This window comes from Mycobacterium sp., from assembly GCF_004298145.1.
GTDB lineage: Bacteria > Actinomycetota > Actinomycetes > Mycobacteriales > Mycobacteriaceae > Mycobacterium.
Genome location: NZ_SCRH01000014.1, coordinates 90,188 through 104,840 on the forward strand (window position 1 = coordinate 90,188; position 14,653 = coordinate 104,840).

Here is a 14,653-nt window from a genome sequence, read left to right on the forward strand (position 1 = left end):
ATCTGCCGAATGCCCGTGCCCTACAGCGTCAATAGTGAGGCACGCGAAGGGTGGCAGCAATTCACCGGGCTGTGCGGTCTGCTCGCCCTCTTTTGCCCACTCGCTAACACGTCATTGGCGATTGCGCAGACAAGGCAGGCGCAACCTACACTGCCCACATCGTTCCCGCCGCATCCGGCGCTCCCTGAATAGCCTGTCTCTGGGCCTCCACGCCCATTACCGGCGTCGGACCGATAGAAGAGCGATCGCGGCGGTAGTGTCCACCAAGCGGGGACCTACCCCCCACACACCTTCTTCATCGCAGCATCCTTGGTATTGGCATCGTTGAGCGCAGCTTGCCAAGCCGGATCTTGGCCCTCTGCCAAGCTAGCTGTAGCGGCGACGTTGCTGTACGCCTCAGCCAACGCAAGGGCCGCGGCGCGTTCACTCGGAGCGAGCCCCGGACTGGTGTTCACAGCGTTTTCCAGCATCACTGCTCCGTTCACTGTCGCAATCCCTGCGAACGCTTGATTGGTGCCATTAGTCTCTATTTGCACTGCACGCGCGGCGAGCTTGTAAGCGTCGCACAACTTCTGATGCGCCGCCGCAGTTTGCTCCGCGGTGTAGGAAGGTGTCGCTGAAGTGGTTGGGGGGCCAGCTGACTGACTGCTCGTAGATCGCGTCAGGGCGACAACGAGGGCTGCGGCGGCTAACAGAACAGCGACCGCTGCCAACGCAGTGGCGAACCATGCCCGTGGGCGTGGCGGTGGCTGACTGGGAAATACGGGTGCCCATTGTGTAGAACTAGGCGGGCCGGTGGGCGGTCTCTCTCCAGGAGCCGGAGGCAAGTCCCCCGTCATATGTCCTCCTCACAGTCCGCACGCCCCTCCGAGATCGTCTCCCGAAGACTTTGCTCCAATAGTTGAACAGCTAACTGACCAACGATCAATCACCTCGACCCGTCCGGAAGTATGTCAGCTAACCCCGCATATCTTCTTCATCGCGGCATCCTCAACACCGACATCATTCAGAGCTGCCCTGTATTCGGGCTCCCCGAAGGCATCGCTACTACTCTTCACGGTAAGCGTGCGATAGGCCGTCGCAAGTGCACGTGCCGCATCTCGATGCTTGTTGGCGACCGCCGGATCGGCGGCGGTGCTGTCGAGCATCGCGGCGGCGTTGGTGAGCGCGATACGCGCCAGCGCGGGATCGTTGCCATTCGTATCAACCGCTACGGCACGCGAGGCCAGTGCGTAGGTATCACACAACTTCTGGCGCGCCGAAGACACTTCCGTAGCACCGTAGGTGGGCGCCGTGGCGGTAGGCGCCGAACCAGAACTCGACGATCGTGTCGTAGCCACAGCCAATGCGACGACTGCCATCACCGTCGCCACCAAAGCCAGAGCGACGGCGCCCACGGCGATTGCCGGCCATATCCGTGAGCGTTGCGCTGGCGGAGCGGGATAACTCGGTGCCCAACCGGAAAGCGAGCCCGCACCTGGATTAGAAGGCCGCTCTTCCGCCACGGGCTTTCCTCAGGCGTTCAGTGCCGATGTCCCGGAACTCGGTCGCAGCGCCCGCATTTCGGCGGCGTTGTGCTGATCCATATTGGTGAACCCGTTGGCCGCGTGGTGCGCCTTCGTGCCGACACCGGTCAGCGTCTCACTGTGGTCCTGCAAGTTTTTCACGTGCTGCCCGTGCGCGGCGGTGACGGCGTTGTGAAAGGTGTCGGCCGCTTCGAAGTCCCCGAACATCCCCGACGCCACGGTTCCTGCCGCCAGGTGGTCGGCCCCTTCTTGGGCGTGCCCGCCGGCACGGTGCGACTGGTTGCCTCCGGAGTGCAAAAGCTCCGTATCGACGAACATCGGCACTCCTTCCAAACTTCCACTCACACGGTCCGTAGTGGCGTCACAACCTTTTGACCAGGCTAAAAGCCACATGGCTCGCGGTCAATTCACCCGCAATCCGCTCGGCGAATCAAACCTCACCGCACCCAGCGGTCGCCTCTAGAAACCATGGCCGTTGGTGACCGAGCGCGCGGGGCGATCCCACTCCGGGTCGACGACGATGGGCATCTGAATCTCGACATGCGGTAGCAAAACCGTTCCCACGGGGGTGTGGACCTGACGAGGAAGCGCAATCCGCGCTGGGGCTCGGTCGGGCGCCAACATGCCTTCGGCTGCCAAACGATCGCCGTGCCCGGTGACGATTTCGGTCATGTTGTGCAGCGCTTCGCTGCCCACGTCGTAATAGTGCGCGTGGTCGGTGAACCACGGTGTGAGGCTGTGCGAGCCCGCGACTTCAGCGCGAAAGCGCACCGCTCCGAAACCGGCGTGAGCCGGGTCGGTGCCCAGCCCGGCCCACGGGCCCAGCGGTCCGCCGAGGGTTTCGTTGACCCCATTCGGAAGGCCGCTCCCCGACTCTCCGATCCAGCTGATCGCATCGGTCGAAGTGGCGCCCACATACAACCTGCCGCCGTCGAGACGAAAGTCGGCGCCGCTGTGCGCCAAATCTGTCCCCGGACAACCGGTTAATACCGCATCGTTGGCGCGCATGCCGCTGTTGACGAACGCGTCGGCCACGGTCGTGGACCCGTAGGAATGCCCGAGGACGGTGACATGCGTTGGGGTGAGACCGTCATGCGTGGCGCCCAGCCCGTTGACGTCGGCGGCCAGCAGCGCACCCGCTTGCCGCGCCCGCCAGGGAGTCCCGACCTCTTCGAGTTTGGCTGGGTCTGTGAGTGCCTGCTCCCAATGCGGATGGTCGAATTCGGGTGCGTCGTAACCCATCCAGGCCAGCACCGCGGTGGGGCGGTTTGGATCGGCCTTCAACGACTGCTCGTAGAGGTTGATGGCGTCGTCGGGCCCATCGGACATCCAACCACCCCTGACGCTGCTGTTGGTCCCCGGAACCATGACGGCCGTGTTCCGGGCCTTGTCCGGGTTGCCGATCGCGATGGCCGCCCTGCCCTTGCCGTTGAACGCCAGCGGGTCGTACGCCCAGAGCATGATCGGGATCACGTGATCGGGGTCGGATCCCTTGTCGCGCGTGAGGAAGTCGTTGGTCTTGACCGCATTCTGGTATCTGGTGATGTCGGTGGCGCGCAAACCGTACATTGTGGGGTCGGTGAATACATCGGCATCCCGGTTGTTGAGGGCAGTATCACGCAGCGTCTCGGGATCCAACCCGCGCTGCCGGGCGGCCCCTTCGACTTTGCGCAGGTCGTCGTTCATCGCCGCCTGGTTCACCGAGTCACGCACTTGGGCCGGGACGCCGTTGAGGTTGCCCAACTCGCGCGGATGTTGATCGATCAGCAGGCGTTTTTGCGTGGCGCTCAACGAATCCCACCACCGCTTCACTTGCTCGGGGCCGCTGCCCTCCGGCGGGATCAACAGTTGGTCGACGCCGTTGAGCTCCGCCGGGTCGGCCCCGTCTGTTTGCAAAGCACCTAGCGCGGCTCGAAGAACCATCGAATACCGCCCGCGAATGTCACTGAGGACGAACACGATTGCCCTCGTCTCGACGACGGCATCCGCGCGCAGGCCGTCGGCGGCGCAGGGGTCACCGTCGGCGAGACTCTCGCAGATTTCGTCGTCGATGTTCTCGAGGTCGCATTCCAACGCCGTGATGTAGCGCGTCGAGGTCCGTTGGGTTTCGGCCAGCGCGGCGGCGATGTTCTCCAAATCGGCTGCGATCGCGGGTAATTGCGCGGATTGCAGACCTAGCGTCCGTGTCACCCGTTGCACTTCGTCGGAGGCGTTGATCGGATGCTCGCCGTTCCGGTGATTCCATGACGCCTCGAACCGACGTCGTGCCGCGTCGAAGGCGGCGGCGGCCTCGATGGTGCTCACCCCGGCGTCGCGGAAGGCCCGCGCTAAAGCCGAGATCCGCGCCGGGCACCCCGCCTGCACACTGGCGTCGATCACCCACGGATCACCGCCGGCCTCAGCGACGAGAAACGGGCTGCTTATGTAGCGGAGTTCCATCGCAGCGGCGGTCCAGACCAAATCGCTACGCTAGCAATCTCATAGCGAACTCGCGCCGTCGGCGAGACCGTCACCGTCGCTGTCGGTCAGCCGGACGTTCCATTTACCGTCGCCGTCGGTGTCGACGTATCCGGTCACGCCGTTGTCGTCAGCGCGCAGCACCCGGTCGGCCAGGCCGTTCCCGTCGGTATCGAGGAGCCGGTCATCGGGACGTCCGTGGCCGTCGAAGTCGACCAGCGGGCCGCCGGTGTGCTCGACACCGTCAAGGCCGAACCAGCGCAGTTGGCCGCCGCGGTCCATGGCCACCGCCCACGTCCCGGACCCGTCGTCGGTGAAGTAGGCCTCGGGGGTGCCGTCGTTGTCGAGGTCGAGGACGGCGTGATCGACGAGGCCATCGCCGTCGAGATCGGCGAGTGCGTCGTCGCGCAGCCCGTCGTGGTCGAAATCGAGCCCGATCGATTCGAAGCGGCCGTCGCCGTCAAGGTCGAGGTCGGGTTGGCCGTGCCAAATGGCGGCCGCGCCATCGTCGCCAGCGATGCAGTAGTCCACGAGTACTCGGACGCGACACCGCCGCTAGGCGTTCCCCCGTGACTGCCACCACGCCAGTAGCTCCGCGGTCGCCTCGTCGGTGTCCAACGGGCCGCGCTCCAGGCGCAGCTCCTTCAGAAACCGCCAGGCCTCGCCGACTTGGGGGCCGGCCGGGATGCCGAGCAGCTCCATGATCTGGTTGCCGTCCAGGTCCGGACGCACTCGCGCCAAATCCTCGTGGGCGGCCAGCTCGGCGATCCGCGTCTCAAGCCGGTCATAGCTGGCCTGTAGCCGGGCGGCCCGGCGCTTGTTGCGGGTGGTGCAGTCGGCCCGCACCAGCTTGTGCAGCCGCGGCAACAGCGGTCCGGCATCGGTGACGTAGCGGCGCACCGCGGAATCGGTCCACTTGCCGTCGCCGTAGCCGTGGAATCGCAGATGCAGATACACCAGTTGCGAGATGTCGTCGACCATCTGCTTGGAATACTTCAACACCCGCAACCGCTTTCGGACCATCTTGGCGCCGACGACCTCGTGATGGTGAAAGCTCACCCCGCCGTTGGCTTCGTGGCGCCGGGTGGCCGGCTTGCCGATGTCATGGAGCAGCGCGGCCCAGCGCAGCACCAAATCCGGCCCGTCGTCTTCGAGGGCGATCGCCTGGCGCAGCACGGTCAGTGAGTGCTGGTAGACGTCCTTGTGCTGGTGGTGTTCGTCGATGGCCATTTGCATGCCGCCGACCTCGGGCAGCACCACCTCGCCCATCCCGGTGTGCACCAGCAGATCGATGCCGGCCGTCGGATCGTCGCCGAGCACCAGCTTGTCCAGCTCGGCGCCCACCCGTTCGGCGCTGATCCGGGCCAATTGCGGCGACATCTGTTCGATCGCCTCGCGCACCCGCGGGGCGATCGTAAAGCCGAGCTGCGAGGCGAACCGCGCCGCGCGCAGCATCCGTAGCGGGTCATCGCCGAAGGACACCTCCGGCGCGGCCGGGGTGTCCAGCATCCGCTCGCGCAGCGCCGCCAAACCGCCTAGCGGATCGAGGAATTCGCCCGGCCCTTCCGGCGTGATCCGCACAGCCATCGCGTTGGCCGTGAAATCGCGGCGCACCAGATCGTCCTCGAGGCGCTCGCCGAAGCGCACCTCGGGATTTCGCGACACCTGGTCGTAGGTGTCGGCACGGAACGTGGTGATCTCCAAGCGATGGCCGCTCTTGCCGACACCGACCGTGCCGAATTCGATACCGGTCTCCCACAGGTTGTCAGCCCAACGCCGCAGGAGGCCTTGCACCTGTTCGGGCCGTGCATCGGTGGTGAAGTCGAGGTCGGGACTCAACCTGCCCAGCAAGGCATCCCGAACCGAACCTCCGACGAGATAGAGCTCATGGCCCGCCGCGTCGAACGCGGAGCCCAACTCGGCCAGCATGGGCGCATGCCGATTGAGGGCTACCGCGGCGGCGGTGAGCAGGTCGGCATCCTGGGCGGCGTCAGGCACGTTCGATCAGCCTAGTCGGGCCGGAGCGAAAAACCCGGGGTGGCCGGTCAGCCCCGACTCATCTTCGGTGCGGCGTGGGCAGTAGCCCGAGCAATAGGCCCGATCCGACGCGAGAATCGTCGTAGCTATCGCACCTTCGCGCACTCACCCAGCGGCGAGTATGTCCAGGAGAGCATGCCGTGCCAGCTACTATCGCTTGGGTGTCGGACGGCGAACAAGGCAAACCGCGTCGGCGCCGGGGGCGGCGCCGCGGCCGTGGCGCTGCGGCTTCGCCCGAGAAGAAGATCAACGGTCACACAACCAGCGATTCGACCGTCACCAAACCGCACCGATCCCGCGCGTCCCGTCGCGGGCCGGAGCGGCTGCGCACCGTGCACGAGACGTCGGCCGGCGGACTGGTCATCGACGGCCTCGACGGGCCCCGCGACTCACAGGTCGCCGCCCTGATCGGTCGCATCGACCGGCGCGGACGGATGCTGTGGTCGCTGCCCAAGGGCCACATCGAACTCGGTGAGACCGCCGAACAGACCGCTATTAGAGAAGTAGCCGAAGAGACCGGCATCCGGGGCAGCGTGCTAGCCGCGCTCGGGCGCATCGACTATTGGTTCGTCACCGACGGCCGTCGCGTGCACAAAACGGTCCACCACTATCTATTGCGTTTCTCCGGCGGACAGCTGTCCGACGAGGACCTCGAGGTCGCCGAAGTGGCCTGGGTGCCCATGCAAGAACTGCCATCCCGGCTGGCCTACGCCGACGAACGCCGCCTGGCCCGCGTGGCCGACGAGCTGATCGACAAGCTGCAAAGCGACGGCCCGGCCGCGCTCCCTCCGCTGCCGCCCAGCTCCCCGCGGCGCCGCCCGCAGACGCATTCGCGGACTCGGCATTCGGACAAACCGGCCAGGGGCCGGAAGAACGGCCACGGACCGGGGCCGTGACCGTACCGCTTTTCCGTTGGGCCGGCTTGTTGCGTTTCACCGCCGTGCTCGGCATCGTGGCCGGACTCGCGGTACTCGCCGGGCCGGTGGTTCCGCCCGCGGCCGCAGGCGAGCCGGGGGTGACGCCGTTCGTCCGGGTGCACATCGATCAAGTCACCCCGGATGTGGTCACCACCACCAGTCCGCCCGTCGTGACCGTCAGCGGCATGGTGATCAACATCGGCGACCGCCCGGTCCGCGACGTCATGGTCCGTCTTGAGCACGCCGGCGCCATCACCGCATCGGCGGGCTTGCGCACCTCCCTGGACGGCGACACCGACCAATACGAGCCGGCTGCCGATTTCCTCACAGTGGCTCCCGAACTGCAGCGCGGGCAGAAAGTCGGCTTCACCCTGTCAGCCCCGCTGCGGACGTTGACCAAAGAGTCGCTGGGAGTGGAAAAGCCCGGCATCTACCCAGTCCTGGTCAACGTCAACGGCACGCCCGACTACGGTGCCCCCGCCCGTCTGGATAACGCGCGCTTCCTGCTGCCCGTGGTAGGGGTCCCGCCCGACCGCGCCGACGACGTGGGCTCCGCCGTCGCGCCCGATACCTCTAAACCCGTGTGGATCACCATGCTGTGGCCGCTGGCCGACCGACCACGGCTGGCCCCCGGCGTGCCCGGGGGGACCGTCCCGGTCCGCCTGGTCGACGACGACCTGGCCACCTCGTTGGCCGGCGGCGGCCGGCTCGACATCCTGCTGTCGGCGGCCGAGGTTGCCACCAGCCACGACGTCGACCCAGACGGCGCCGTCAGCCGCGCGCTGTGTCTGGCGATCGACCCCGATCTGCTGGTCACCGTCAACGCGATGACCGCCGGCTATGTCGTATCCAATTCCCCTGACGGTCCAGCTCAACTTCCCGGGACCCCGACCCACCCGGGCACGGGACAGGCCACCGCGACCGCATGGCTCAATCGCCTGCGCGCGCTCACGCACCGGACCTGCGTGGCGCCGCTGCCCTACGCGCAAGCCGATCTGGATGCGTTGCAGCGCGTCAACGATCCCGGTCTCAGCACCACCGCCACCACCAGCGGCAACAGCATCGTGGACAGGATCCTGGACGTCTCCTCCACCCGCGGCGCGACGCTGGTGCCCGACGCCGCGTTGACCGGCCGGGCGGTCAACCTGCTCGGCGCCAACGAAGGCACGGTCGCGATCGCCGCCGCCGACCTGTCGGCCGCCGACGCGCAGGGCTCCTCGGAGACCAGCGTCGACACCGCACCCCGGCGGTTGTCGCCGAAAGTCGTGGTCGCGCCGTTCGATCCGGCCGTCGGGGCCGCACTCGCCGGGGCGGGAAACACCCCCGAGGCGCCCACCTACCTGGATCCCTCCCTGACGGTCCGGCTGGCGCACGATTCGGTGACCGCACGCCGCCAGGACGCGTTGGGCTCCATCTTCTGGCACGCGCTCCGCCACGACACCGCACCGCGCACACAGATCCTGGTCCCGCCGGCAACCTGGAATCTGCAGGCCGACGACGCGCAGGTGATGCTCACCGCGCTGAGCACCACCATCCGCTCCGGTCTGGCGGTACCGCGCCCACTGCCGGCGGTGGTCGCCGAGGCGTCGTCCCGCACCGAACCACCGGAGGAGGTCGGCGCCTCTGCCTCCACGCGCGGGCAGTTCAGCGACGACGTCACCGCCGAGATCGCCGGTCAGGTCGCCCGAGTGTGGGGTCTGACGTCCGCGCTGATGACCGACGACCGCACCGGGCTCACCGGCGTCCAGTACACCGCGCCGCTGCGTGAGGACATGCTGCGCGCGTTGAGCCAGTCCGAACCACCCGATTCCCGCAACGGGTTGGCTCAGCAGCGCCTCGCGGTGGTCGGCAAGACGATCAGCGATTTGTTCGGCGCCGTCACGATCGTCAACCCGGGCGGCTCGTACACACTGGCCACCGAGCACAGCCCGCTACCGTTGGCGCTGCGCAACGGCCTGGCAGTTCCGATCCGGGTGCGGGTGCATGTGGACGCCCCGCCGGGGATGAACGTCACCGACGTCGGTCAGATCGAGCTGCCGCCCGGTTACCTTCCGTTGCGGATTCCGATCGAAGTGAACTTCACCCAACGGGTCGCCGTCGACGTGACGTTGCGGACCGCGGACGGTCTGCGGCTGGGCGAGCCGGTGCGGTTGTCGGTGCATTCCAACGCCTACGGCAAGGTCCTGTTCGCGATCACGCTGTCCGCCGCGGCGGTGCTGGTGCTGTTGGCGGGGCGGCGGCTGTGGCACCGTTTCCGCGGCCAGCCCGATCCCGCCGACCTGGACCGCCCCGACCCACCCGATGCCCCGCACGCCGCCGAGCCCGGCGACCAGCGGATCGAACAGAAGCCCCGAGTGTGAACCCCGCCTACCGGCAGGCCCCGTCGCGCCACCACCGCCTGCCAGAGCCGCCGCGGCGTTCCGGGATGCAGGGCTCGCCGCCGACCGGGCCGCTGCCGCCCGTGCCCGCCGGAATCGATCGTCGACGCCCGGAGCTGTCGGACGCCGCGCTGGTGTCGCGGTCGTGGGCGATGGCCTTCGCGACGTTGATCAGCCGGCTCACCGGCTTCGCCCGGGTGGTGCTGCTCGCCGCGATCCTGGGCGCCGCGTTGTCCAGCGCGTTCTCGGTGGCCAATCAGCTGCCCAACCTGGTGGCGGCCCTCGTCCTGGAGGCGACGTTCACCGCGATCTTCGTGCCGGTGCTGGCGCGGGCCGAGCAGGGCGACCCCGACGGCGGTGCGGCGTTCGTGCGGCGCCTGGTCACGCTGACGACGGCGCTGCTGATCTTCGCCACCGCCGCCTCGGTGCTGGCCGCCCCGTTGCTGGTGCGGCTGATGCTGGGCCGCACCCCGCAAGTCAACGAGCCGCTGACCATCGCCTTCGCCTACCTCCTACTCCCCCAGGTCCTCGCCTACGGCCTCACCTCGGTGTTCATGGCGATCCTGAACACCCGCAACGTGTTTGGGCCCACGGCGTGGGCGCCGGTCGCCAACAACATCGTCGCGCTGGCCACGCTGGCCATCTATGCGGCCGTTCCCGGTGAACTGTCGGTCGATCCCGTCCGGATGGGCAACGCCAAGCTGCTGGTGCTCGCCATCGGCACCACGCTGGGCGTCTTCGTACAGACCGGGGTGCTGCTGGTCGCCCTGCGACGACAACGCGTCGACCTGCGCCCGCTGTGGGGAATCGACGAACGCCTCAAACGCTTCGGCACCATGGCCGCCGCCATGGTGTTCTACGTCCTGATCAGCCAGCTCGGCCTCGTGGTCGGCAACCAAATCGCCAGCACCGCAGCGGCATCCGGCCCCGCGATCTACAACTACACCTGGATGGTCCTCATGCTGCCGTTCGGCATGATCGGGGTGACGGTGCTGACAGTGGTGATGCCGCGGCTGAGCCGCAACGCGGCCGCCAACGACACCAAGGCCGTGCTCGCCGACCTGTCGCTGGCCACCCGGCTGACGTTGATCACGCTGATCCCGATCGCGGTGTTCATGACCGTCGGCGGCCCGGCGATGGGCAGCGCACTGTTCGCCTACGGCCATTTCGGAAACGTCGACGCCGGATACCTCGGCGCCGCGATCGCCCTCTCGGCGTTCACGCTCATCCCCTACGGCCTGGTGCTCTTGCAGCTGCGGGTGTTCTACGCGCGCGAACAGCCGTGGACGCCGATCGTGATCATCCTGGTCATCACGGCCGTCAAAATCCTCGGCTCGGTGCTGGCGCCCCACCTCACCGACGACCCCAAGCTGGTGGCCGGTTTCCTGGGGTTGGCCAACGGCGTCGGCTTTCTCGCCGGGGCGCTCATCGGCTATCTGCTACTGCGACGCACGCTGCTGCCCGCCGGCGGCCACCTGATCGGCGTGGGTGAAGTGCGAACGATCCTGGTGACGCTCACCGCTTCCATGCTGGCGGGATTGGTCGCCCACGTCGTCGACCGGCTGTTCGGACTTGACCAGCTCACCGAGCACGGCGGCGCCGGCTCCCTCCTTCGCCTGTTCGTGCTGGGGCTCATCATGCTGCCGATCACGGCCGCGGTCATGCTCCGCGCACAGGTTCCCGACGCCCAGGCGGCGCTGGACGCCCTGCGGTTCCGCATCACGGGCCGGGGGCCGCGGCCGCGCAGACCGAAGGCAGCGGATCGATCGTCTCACCGGCGCCCCGTCACGTACCCTGAGCAGAGGAATTCGTCCCCGCCTGGGGTCAATGCGGTCCAGGAGCCGATCCGGCGCAGGCCTCCGGAGCGGGCAAACCGAGCCCGGCTAGCGAAAGGACCGGAGGTGACCGACCGCCCGATGGAGAGCCCCGCAGCCAGTGCCGGGCCCGGCACAGGCTCAGGGACTCCGCGGCCGGTCGCCGACAACTTTCAGCCCGACATTCCCGCCGATGAGCCGCCACGGTCGGCGCCACCCCCGCCTGACCAACGCCTCCCCGATCCGGTCAACGGTGACGTCGCGAGCGAATCCCGTCGCGGGCCAACCCCCTTCGATGCACCCCGCGAGCGCACCGCGGACTCGTCGGCCGACGACGTCCACCTGGTTCCCGGCGCCCGGATCGCCGGGGGCCGGTATCGACTGCTGGTGTTCCACGGCGGTGCGCCACCGTTGCAGTTCTGGCAGGCGCTGGACACCGCGCTCGACCGGCAGGTCGCGCTGACCTTCGTCGACCCGGACGGCGCCCTGCCCGACGAGGTGCTGCAGGAGATTCTGTCCCGCACGCTGCGGCTCAGCCGCATCGACAAACCGGGTATCGCGCGAGTGCTCGACGTGGTGCGCACCGGCTCCGGCGGCCTGGTGGTCTCCGAGTGGATTCGGGGAGGTTCGCTGCAGGAGGTGGCCGACACCGCACCGTCACCGGTGGGCACCGTGCGGGCCATGCAGTCGCTGGCCGCCGCCGCCGACGCGGCCCACCGCGCCGGCGTCGCCCTGTCGATCGACCACCCCAGCCGGGTGCGGGTCAGCATTGAGGGCGATGTCGTGCTGGCCTACCCGGCGACCATGCCCGACGCCAACCCCCAAGACGACATCCGTGGCATCGGGGCCGCGCTGTATGCCCTACTCGTCAACCGCTGGCCCTTGCTGGAGAGCGGGGTGCGCAGCGGGCTCGCGCAGGCCGAACGCGACTCCGCGGGCAATCCCGTCGAACCCATGGCCGTCGATCGCGACATCCCGTTCCAGATTTCCGCCGTCGCCGTCCGGGCAGTCCAGGAGGACGGCGGAATACGCAGCGCCTCAACGCTTTTGAACCTGCTTCAGCAGGCGACCGCCGTCGCCGACCGCACCGAGGTGCTCGGCCCGATCGACGATTCGCCCTCGCCGTCGACGGCGCTCATCTCGCCCGGTCAGGAGCAGGCGACCTTCGCGCGCCGGCGGCGCAACGTGCTCATCGGCGCCGGCGCCGGCCTCGCCGTCATCGTGGTGGCCCTGCTGGTGCTGGCGTCGGTGGTGAGCAAGATCTTCGGCAACGTCGGCGGTGGCCTCAACAAGGACGAACTCGGACTGAACGGCCCCTCGTCGTCCGCGTCGGCGTCGGCGTCGACGACCACCACGTCCGCCGCCGCCGGCAGCGTCGTCAAACCCACCAGGGCAAGCGTCTACTCCCCCGACGGCGAAGCCGACAACCCGGGCACAGCCGGACAGGCGATCGACGGCGACCCCTCAACCGCCTGGGCGACCGAGGTCTACACCGATGCCGTCCCCTTCCCCAGCTTCAAACAGGGCGAGGGCCTGATCCTGCAACTGCCCAGCCCCACCGTCGTCGGCCAGGTCACCATCGACACGCCCAGCACCGGGACCAAGGTCGAGATCCGCGCGGCGTCCTCGTCGGCGCCGGCTTCCCTCAACGACACCACCGTGCTGGCTCAGGGCTTCACCCTCAAACCCGGCCACAACGTCATCCCGGTCAGAGCCGGTTCCCCGACGTCGAATCTGCTGGTGTGGATCTCCACGCTGGGGACCACCAACGGTAAGAGCCAGGCCGGCTTTTTCGAGATCACGGTCCAGGCTGCGTCCTGATCCGCGGGGCGTTCCGCAAACTCACATCAGCGCTTCCGAGTGAAGTGCCGCCCGATACCGGATTGGTTAGTGTCCGGCCGTGGGCTTCGGGGGAAACGTCAAGCGCGACCGCAGTGACGCCGAGCTGCTGGCGGCCCACGTGGCGGGCGACCGCTACGCCTTCAGCGAGCTCTTTCTTCGTCATCAGCGCCACCTGCACCGGCTTGCCCGGCTCACCACTCGCACCCCCGAGGACGCGGAAGACGCGCTTTGGCTGCACCGCATCGTCGTCAACGCCTGCCTGGACCGGCTGCGGCGCACCAAGGCCCACCCGACGGTCCCGCTGGAGGACGTCTACCCGGTTGCCGATCGCACGGCCCAAGTCGAGACGACGATGGCCGTGCAGCGCGCCCTGATGCGGCTTCCCGTCGAGCAGCGGGCGGCGGTGGTGGCCGTCGATATGCAGGGCTACTCGGTGGCCGACACCGCGCGGCTGCTCGGCGTCGCTGAAGGCACGATCAAGAGCCGGTGTGCCCGCGCCCGGGTCCGCCTCGCCGAGCTGCTCGGCTACCTCAACGCCGGGGCCCGCGTCACCCCGGAGGGCGCCGCCGGCCAGGCCTGACCAGCCACCACGCGGGGGCATCCGTGGCCATCCGTCGGTGCATGACGGACACTGGGTCCGATGGATGCGGCGGCGAACGACGGGGCGGATCACCGCAACGCGGAATCAGAACCCCCGCTGACGGTCGAACTCCTCGCCGACCTGCAGGCCGGCGTGCTCGACGACGAGGCCGCCGCCCGCGTCCGCCGCCAAGTCCGCGCCGACCCCCAAGCCGCCGGCGTGCTGGACGCCTTGAACCAGGTCCGTCGCGATGTCGCCGCCGACGGCGCCGATCCAATATCGGCGCCCGACCCGCCCGCGCACGTTTCCGCCCGCATCGCCGCGGCGCTGCGGTCCGCGGATCCGGCGTCCGGTAGCGCAGCCGGACAGGCCGTTCACTCCGCACGCCCCCACCTCCGGCCGGCCCGCACCATCGCGGCGGTCGCCGGTCTGTGCGCGGCGCTGGCCGCGATCGGCTTCGGCACGGTCGCGCTGCTGAACGCTCCCGAGCCCGCCCTGAGCACCCCGGGCGACATCGAGCACATCACGGTGTCGACGCCCCCGATGGAGATCCCCCTCTCCCAAAACGACATCCTCGGCCTGCTCGACCGCGCCCCCGACTTCGGCTCTGCCGGAGGCTCGCTCAGCGACCCGGCCCGGCGCGCCTCCTGCCTCACCGGCCTCGGCTATCCGGCGGCCACACGGGTACTTGGCGCGCGTCCGGTCGAGATCAACGCCCGCCCCGGCATCATTCTGGTGATCCCCGGCGACACCCCGCACGTCCTGGCTGTCTACGCGGTCTCGCCGCATTGCAGCGCCGCCGATACCGGGCTGTTGGCCAATACCCAGGTGCCCCGCCCCTAATGTGGTGCCATGGGCGCCGCCCGTGTTATCCCAATCACCCGGGAACAGCCGTGCCTACGCTGGCGTTTATACGGGTCCAGAGACGATCGCTCGAAAGGTTTTCATGACCGTCGACACTGTGCATGACGTGATCATTGTTGGTTCGGGTCCTGCGGGGTATACCGCGGCGTTGTATGCGGCGCGGGCGCAGTTGGCGCCGGTGGTGTTTGAGGGGACTTCGTTTGGTGGGGCGTTGATGACCACGACGGAGGTGGAGAAT

Annotated in this window: 11 protein-coding genes and 1 pseudogene; 6 read left to right on the plus strand and 6 right to left on the minus strand. The window is 68.3% G+C overall.

The features are described 5' to 3' along the window. Positions 1-275: 275 nt before the first annotated feature. The 6 genes and pseudogenes from EPN51_RS05570 to EPN51_RS05595 all read right to left on the minus strand — a co-directional run bounded on the left by EPN51_RS05570 (position 276) and on the right by EPN51_RS05595 (position 5,981). A pseudogene (locus EPN51_RS05570) lies at positions 276-928 on the minus strand (hypothetical protein). Between the two features lie 25 nt (positions 929-953). Then, the gene (locus EPN51_RS05575; protein ID WP_293038377.1) at positions 954-1,268 is read right to left on the minus strand and encodes a hypothetical protein; all 315 of its coding nucleotides are present in this window, start codon (positions 1,266-1,268) and stop codon (positions 954-956) included. A 246-nt stretch (positions 1,269-1,514) separates the two neighbouring features. Next, the gene (locus EPN51_RS05580; protein ID WP_293038379.1) at positions 1,515-1,844 is read right to left on the minus strand and encodes a DUF2563 family protein; all 330 of its coding nucleotides are present in this window, start codon (positions 1,842-1,844) and stop codon (positions 1,515-1,517) included. Positions 1,845-1,985: 141 nt separating this feature from the next. Beyond that, complete coding sequence (locus tag EPN51_RS05585; RefSeq protein WP_293038428.1) at positions 1,986-3,965, minus strand: alpha/beta hydrolase; 1,980 nt, start codon at positions 3,963-3,965, stop codon at positions 1,986-1,988. A gap of 39 nt (positions 3,966-4,004) precedes the next feature. Next, positions 4,005-4,514 (minus strand): pullulanase, encoded by a 510-nt coding sequence (locus EPN51_RS05590; protein ID WP_293038382.1) that lies wholly within the window; start codon positions 4,512-4,514, stop codon positions 4,005-4,007. Between the two features lie 24 nt (positions 4,515-4,538). Next, positions 4,539-5,981 carry a CCA tRNA nucleotidyltransferase gene (locus tag EPN51_RS05595; RefSeq protein WP_293038385.1) on the minus strand — a complete coding sequence of 481 codons (1,443 nt, stop codon included), beginning with the start codon at positions 5,979-5,981 and terminating at the stop codon, positions 4,539-4,541. A 200-nt stretch (positions 5,982-6,181) separates the two neighbouring features. Between EPN51_RS05595 and EPN51_RS05600 the strand changes: the two genes are divergently transcribed. The 6 genes from EPN51_RS05600 to EPN51_RS05625 all read left to right on the plus strand — a co-directional run. After that, positions 6,182-6,916, plus strand: a complete 735-nt coding sequence (locus EPN51_RS05600; protein WP_293038388.1) for an NUDIX hydrolase — start codon at positions 6,182-6,184, stop codon at positions 6,914-6,916. Further along, positions 6,913-9,297, plus strand: coding sequence for a hypothetical protein (locus EPN51_RS05605; protein ID WP_293038391.1), 2,385 nt, complete (start codon positions 6,913-6,915; stop codon positions 9,295-9,297). The genes EPN51_RS05600 and EPN51_RS05605 overlap by 4 nt, the downstream gene beginning before the upstream one ends. 65 nt (positions 9,298-9,362) lie before the next feature. Further along, positions 9,363-12,950 (plus strand): lipid II flippase MurJ, encoded by a 3,588-nt coding sequence (locus tag EPN51_RS05610; RefSeq protein ID WP_293038394.1) that lies wholly within the window; start codon positions 9,363-9,365, stop codon positions 12,948-12,950. Positions 12,951-13,029: 79 nt separating this feature from the next. Then, positions 13,030-13,551: a sigma factor-like helix-turn-helix DNA-binding protein gene (locus EPN51_RS05615; protein ID WP_293038397.1), complete on the plus strand. Its 522-nt coding sequence runs from the start codon at positions 13,030-13,032 to the stop codon at positions 13,549-13,551. Between the two features lie 60 nt (positions 13,552-13,611). Next, the gene (locus EPN51_RS05620) at positions 13,612-14,394 is read left to right on the plus strand and encodes a hypothetical protein (protein WP_293038400.1); all 783 of its coding nucleotides are present in this window, start codon (positions 13,612-13,614) and stop codon (positions 14,392-14,394) included. A gap of 103 nt (positions 14,395-14,497) precedes the next feature. Then, positions 14,498-14,653 (plus strand): FAD-dependent oxidoreductase (locus EPN51_RS05625; protein WP_293038431.1); only part of this gene is annotated, 156 nt, incomplete at its 3' end.